General features: G+C 45.2%; 4 protein-coding genes. 1 reads left to right on the top strand and 3 read right to left on the bottom strand.

Translation table 11 applies throughout. The features are described 5' to 3' along the window. Window positions 1-2,677: bifunctional acetaldehyde-CoA/alcohol dehydrogenase (gene adhE / locus CAG68_RS03905; protein WP_161440806.1), on the top strand; the 2,677-nt coding region annotated here is incomplete at its 5' end. A gap of 143 nt (window positions 2,678-2,820) precedes the next feature. On the opposite strand, the gene CAG68_RS03900 is transcribed toward adhE, so the two are convergent. The 3 genes from CAG68_RS03900 to sodB form a co-directional block, all read right to left on the bottom strand. Further along, complete coding sequence (locus CAG68_RS03900) at window positions 2,821-3,564, bottom strand: SDR family oxidoreductase (protein WP_054577632.1); 744 nt, start codon at window positions 3,562-3,564, stop codon at window positions 2,821-2,823. Between the two features lie 134 nt (window positions 3,565-3,698). Next, entirely contained in the window at window positions 3,699-4,202 is a 504-nt protein-coding gene (locus CAG68_RS03895; protein WP_017821148.1) for a VC2046/SO_2500 family protein, read from the bottom strand. Window positions 4,203-4,355: 153 nt separating this feature from the next. Then, a complete protein-coding gene (gene sodB / locus CAG68_RS03890) occupies window positions 4,356-4,940 on the bottom strand; it encodes a superoxide dismutase [Fe] (RefSeq protein ID WP_005396533.1) in 585 nt (194 codons plus the stop codon). Window positions 4,941-5,102: the final 162 nt, after the last annotated feature.

Below are 5,102 nucleotides of genomic sequence, written 5' to 3'. Positions count from 1 at the left end.
AGATGCAATGGTTGCTCGCGTTAAGAAAGCGCAAGAAGAGTTCGCTACTTACTCTCAAGAGCAAGTAGATAAAATCTTTCGTGCAGCATCGCTTGCAGCTAACCAGGCCCGTATCCCGCTAGCTCAACAAGCGGTAGAAGAATCTGGTATGGGTATTGTTGAAGATAAAGTAATCAAGAACCACTTCGCTTCTGAGTTTATCTACAACAAATACAAAGACGAACAAACGTGTGGCATCTTAGAAGAAGATGACAACCTAGGTACTATGACTATCGCTGAGCCTGTAGGCATCATCTGCGGTATCGTACCAACGACTAACCCAACTTCTACAGCGATCTTCAAATCTCTAATCTCTTTGAAGACTCGTAACGGTATCATCTTCTCACCACATCCACGTGCGAAAAACTCAACTAACGATGCAGCTAAACTCGTTCTAGATGCAGCAGTAGCAGCAGGCGCACCAAAAGACATCATCGGTTGGATCGACCAGCCTTCTGTTGAGCTTTCAAACGCTCTAATGAAACACGATGACATCGCGCTTATCCTTGCAACTGGTGGTCCAGGCATGGTTAAAGCAGCATACTCTTCTGGTAAGCCAGCAATCGGTGTAGGTGCAGGTAACGTTCCTGTTGTTATCGATGAAACAGCAGACATCAAACGTGCTGTTGCTTCTATCCTTATGTCCAAGACTTTCGACAACGGTGTAGTATGTGCTTCTGAGCAGGCGGCAATCGTAGTTGATGAAGTATACGACGAAGTGAAAGAGCGTTTTGCTTCTCACAAAGCTTATGTCCTAAGCAAAGCAGAAGCTGATAAAGTTCGTAAAGTGCTTCTTATCGATGGCGCGCTAAACGCGAAAATCGTAGGTCAGCCAGCAGCAGCAATCGCTGAAATGGCAGGCGTTAAAGTTCCAGCAGACACTAAAGTTCTTGTTGGTGAAGGTCTGGGCAAAGTATCTCACGATGACGCATTCGCTCACGAGAAACTATCTCCAACTCTAGGTCTATTCCGTGCTGACAACTTCGAAGACGCGGTTGCTCAAGCGGTAACTATGGTTGAGATTGGTGGTATCGGCCACACATCTGGTCTTTACACTAACCAAGATACTAACGCTGACCGTATCCGTTACTTCGGTGACAAGATGAAGACAGCTCGTATCCTAATCAACATCCCGACTACTCACGGCGGTATCGGTGACTTGTACAACTTCAACGTTGCGCCATCTCTAACGCTAGGTTGTGGTTCTTGGGGTGGTAACTCTATCTCTGAGAACGTAGGTCCTAAACACCTAATCAACAAGAAAACTGTAGCGAAGCGAGCTGAAAACATGTTGTGGCATAAACTACCTAAGTCAATCTACTTCCGTCGTGGTAGCCTTCCAATCGCACTGGGCGACCTAGAAGGTAAGAAACGTGCATTCCTAGTAACTGACCGTTTCCTATTCAACAACGGTTACGCAGATGACGTAGTAAGCCTACTAAAAGCTCAAGGCATGGAAGTTCAAACATTCTTCGATGTTGAAGCTGACCCAACACTGTCTGTAGTAGAAAAAGGTGCGGCTCAAATGGCTAGCTACCAACCTGACGTTATCCTAGCGCTAGGCGGTGGTTCACCAATGGATGCAGCGAAAATCATGTGGGTAATGTACGAGCACCCAGAAACTCACTTTGAAGAACTAGCAATGCGCTTTATGGACATCCGTAAACGTATCTACAAGTTCCCTAAAATGGGTAAAAAAGCTGAGCTTGTATGTATCACTACAACTTCAGGTACTGGTTCAGAAGTTACTCCATTCGCGGTTGTTACTGACGACAAGACTGGTGCGAAATACCCACTAGCTGACTACGAAATCACGCCAAACATGGCAATCGTTGATGCGAACCTAGTAATGAACATGCCTAAGTCTCTAACAGCATTTGGTGGTTACGATGCCGTAACTCACGCTCTAGAAGCTTACGTTTCTGTTCTTGCTAACGAATACTCAGATGGCCAAGCTCTTCAAGCACTTAAGATGCTAAAAGAGTACCTACCATCAAGCTATGCGAACGGTGCAAATGACCCAATCGCTCGTGAGAAAGTACACAACGCAGCTACTATCGCTGGTGTTGCATTTGCGAACGCATTCCTAGGTGTTTGTCACTCAATGGCTCACAAACTGGGTGCTGAGTTCCACTTGCCACATGGCCTAGCTAACGCACTACTTATCTCTAACGTGGTACGTTACAACGCGAACGACAATCCAACTAAACAAACTGCGTTCTCTCAATACGACCGTCCACAAGCACGTCGTCGTTACGCTGAAGTTGCTGACCACCTAGGCCTAAGCCAAGAAGGTGACCGTACTGCTCAGAAGATTGAACGTCTACTAGCATGGTTGGATGAACTAAAAGTTAACCTAGACATCCCAATGTCTATCCAAGCGGCAGGTGTTGCTGAATCAGATTTCGTAGCGAAACTGGATGAGCTAGCGGTAGAAGCGTTCGATGACCAATGTACTGGTGCGAACCCACGTTACCCTCTAATCAGCGAACTTAAAGATGTGTTGATGGCTTCTTACTACGGTAAAGCATTTGTTGAAGGCGAAACTTTCGAAGGTACAACTGTTATCAAGAAGAAAGCAGACCAAGAAGCAGCAAAAGCAGCACCTAAAGCAAAGAAAGAAAAAGCTGACGCGTAATTAAAAAATCGAGTGAGCAAGGTTTTCGCTAGCACGAAACCTTAATCGGGAAAAGGTTAAAGCCCCAGTCAAATGACTGGGGCTTTTTTTATTTTGGTGCAGGAGTTACATCTGGCTTGGGAAAACAGAGTTGCTGTGTATGCTTACACTTCGGTCGCAACTACTCGGCCACTGAAGTATTCATTCGCGACGATGTATGCTGTGTTGCGGACTAGTTCGTCTTGGATCTCAGCCCAGTGCCTATCGTTGAGCTCTTCTTTTGTATGATTTACCGAGGGAATAACGCCGCCCACTCGAATGTTGAATGGTGTGAGTTCTTTTGCCCAGCTGTGAGTAAAACCTGACACCAACGCCGCCATGCTTTCAACTCCCGTAAAGTCTTCATGGTTATCATGAGAAATGACGTTAACAATGACGCCTTTCTTGTTTCTGGCTCGAAAGCGCTCTGCTCCTACTTGGCCGTAGGTATAAAGGAAGCGTGCCGCAGACGACAAGTGATCAATGTAAGTACTCATTGGTTCTGGCGCCATTAAGCCAGGCATAGGGGAGCTGGTCCAGCAATTAACAATCACATCTGGTGTCGCACGTAGCTGTGATTCTATCTGGTCAAACAATAAGTTAATGGACGTTGTGTTATCACTACACACATTCATAGCATACACTTTGTCAGTGAAAGCGCTGATTTGCTCATAGCTCGCTCTCAAAGCGCTAGAATTTTGGTCACAAAGAATCAACGTTGCTCCAAGGTGAGCAAAGTGATTTGCACAGGTTCTTCCTATAACCGAACCTGCAGACGTGACGAGAATAATTGATTCTTTGATATCCATAGCACCTTCACTGTATCCATATGTGAAAAACAATACACCAGTGGTTTGTGCTAATAGCATGGTTGAAATTCGTTGGGTTCAGTGTGAAAGGCTTCAAACTAACGCTTTCGAGTGAGGACTATTGTGCGGTAATTTGTAAGATGTCACATTTCTGACGTGTAGGTATTGCAAGCTATTGGATAAAAAGCGGATCTCTATGCTTTAGCTTGAATTTGATGCTGACGTTGAGCCGTCACTAGCTGATTATATAGCCCAGCATCTGGGATCAGTTGTTTGTTGCGTTCGCCCAATCTGCGTCGCTCATGACCAGATAGGTTGTGATAAACCTCCTCTGGTAGGTTGAATGTGTCTTCAGGCAGGTAAGTCAGCGCATCTGGTTTTAGGTAATGGCTCAGCTTTGCGGAAGGCAATCCTGCATCGTGAAACTGTTTCGCTTGTTCAGCTGCGAGTTCATAGCTGCTGCCATCAGAACGAAGAGCTTGAGGTTGCGATAAACCCAATTGTTGGCGAAGAATACTATCACTGGTGATGACTTCCTGGACCTCTTCAACCGGGACCACATCGCGAACATCATTAGAGAACATAGACAGAATCAGTGAGAAATCCGCTCGACGACCTTCGTGTACGGCATGGTTAATACCATTACCGAACTGAAGTTCGTTGATAATTGCAGCTTTGTCTAACGTATGAATTTGCATGATGTTCCTCGCTCGATGCTCTTTTAACGGCGTGGATAAGAAGAACTTTAGTAAAAGAGGGAATTATTTAAAGGTGCTAGGGAAGGCGAAACAAAAAAGCCCGCTAAATAGCGAGCTTTTGAATAAGACTAAATTGAACTTAGGGGAAGTATATTACTTCGCTAGGTTCTCAGCTACGAAGTCCCAGTTTACTAGAGCCCAGAAGCCGTTCATGTAATCAGGACGTACGTTGCGGTAATCGATGTAGTACGCGTGTTCCCATAGGTCAACAGTTAGAAGTGGTGTTGTACCTTCTTCTGTTAGAGGAGTAGCAGCGTTAGAAGTGTTAACGATCTCTAGAGAGCCATCAGCTTTCTTAACAAGCCAAGTCCATGAAGAACCGAAGTTGTTGATTGCTGAATCAGTAAACTTCGCTTTGAATTCTTCAAAAGAACCGAATGCTGCGTTGATTGCGTCTGCAACTGCGCCAGTTGGCTCGCCGCCCGCATTTGGAGCAAGACAGTGCCAGTAGAACGTGTGGTTCCAGATTTGCGCTGCGTTGTTGAATACGCCACCAGTAGAAGTCTTGATGATCTCTTCTAGAGTTTTGCCTTCGAACTCAGTACCAGGGATAAGACCGTTAAGCTTAACAACGTAAGTGTTGTGGTGCTTACCGTGGTGGTAGTCTAGAGTCTCTGCTGAGATGTGTGGTTCTAGTGCGTCTTTCGCGTAAGGAAGAGCTGGTAGTTCAAATGCCATTACTCGATTCTCCATTGATTTGAAAGGATGACCTTTCGATTGCTTCCAGTGTTTTTTTATAGCTATGTCGCCTTTAAGGCTGACTTGCTAAGTATTTTAGCAAGTTTTTACTTTATTAAAACCCCGATATGAAAATATTTTAAGAGGTTAGCAGTGGTGAAG

The organism is Vibrio sp. V42_P2S4T144 (assembly GCF_009904715.1).
GTDB classification, from domain to species: Bacteria; Pseudomonadota; Gammaproteobacteria; order Enterobacterales; family Vibrionaceae; genus Vibrio; species Vibrio alginolyticus.
This window is presented reverse-complemented; position numbering and strand designations above follow the sequence as displayed.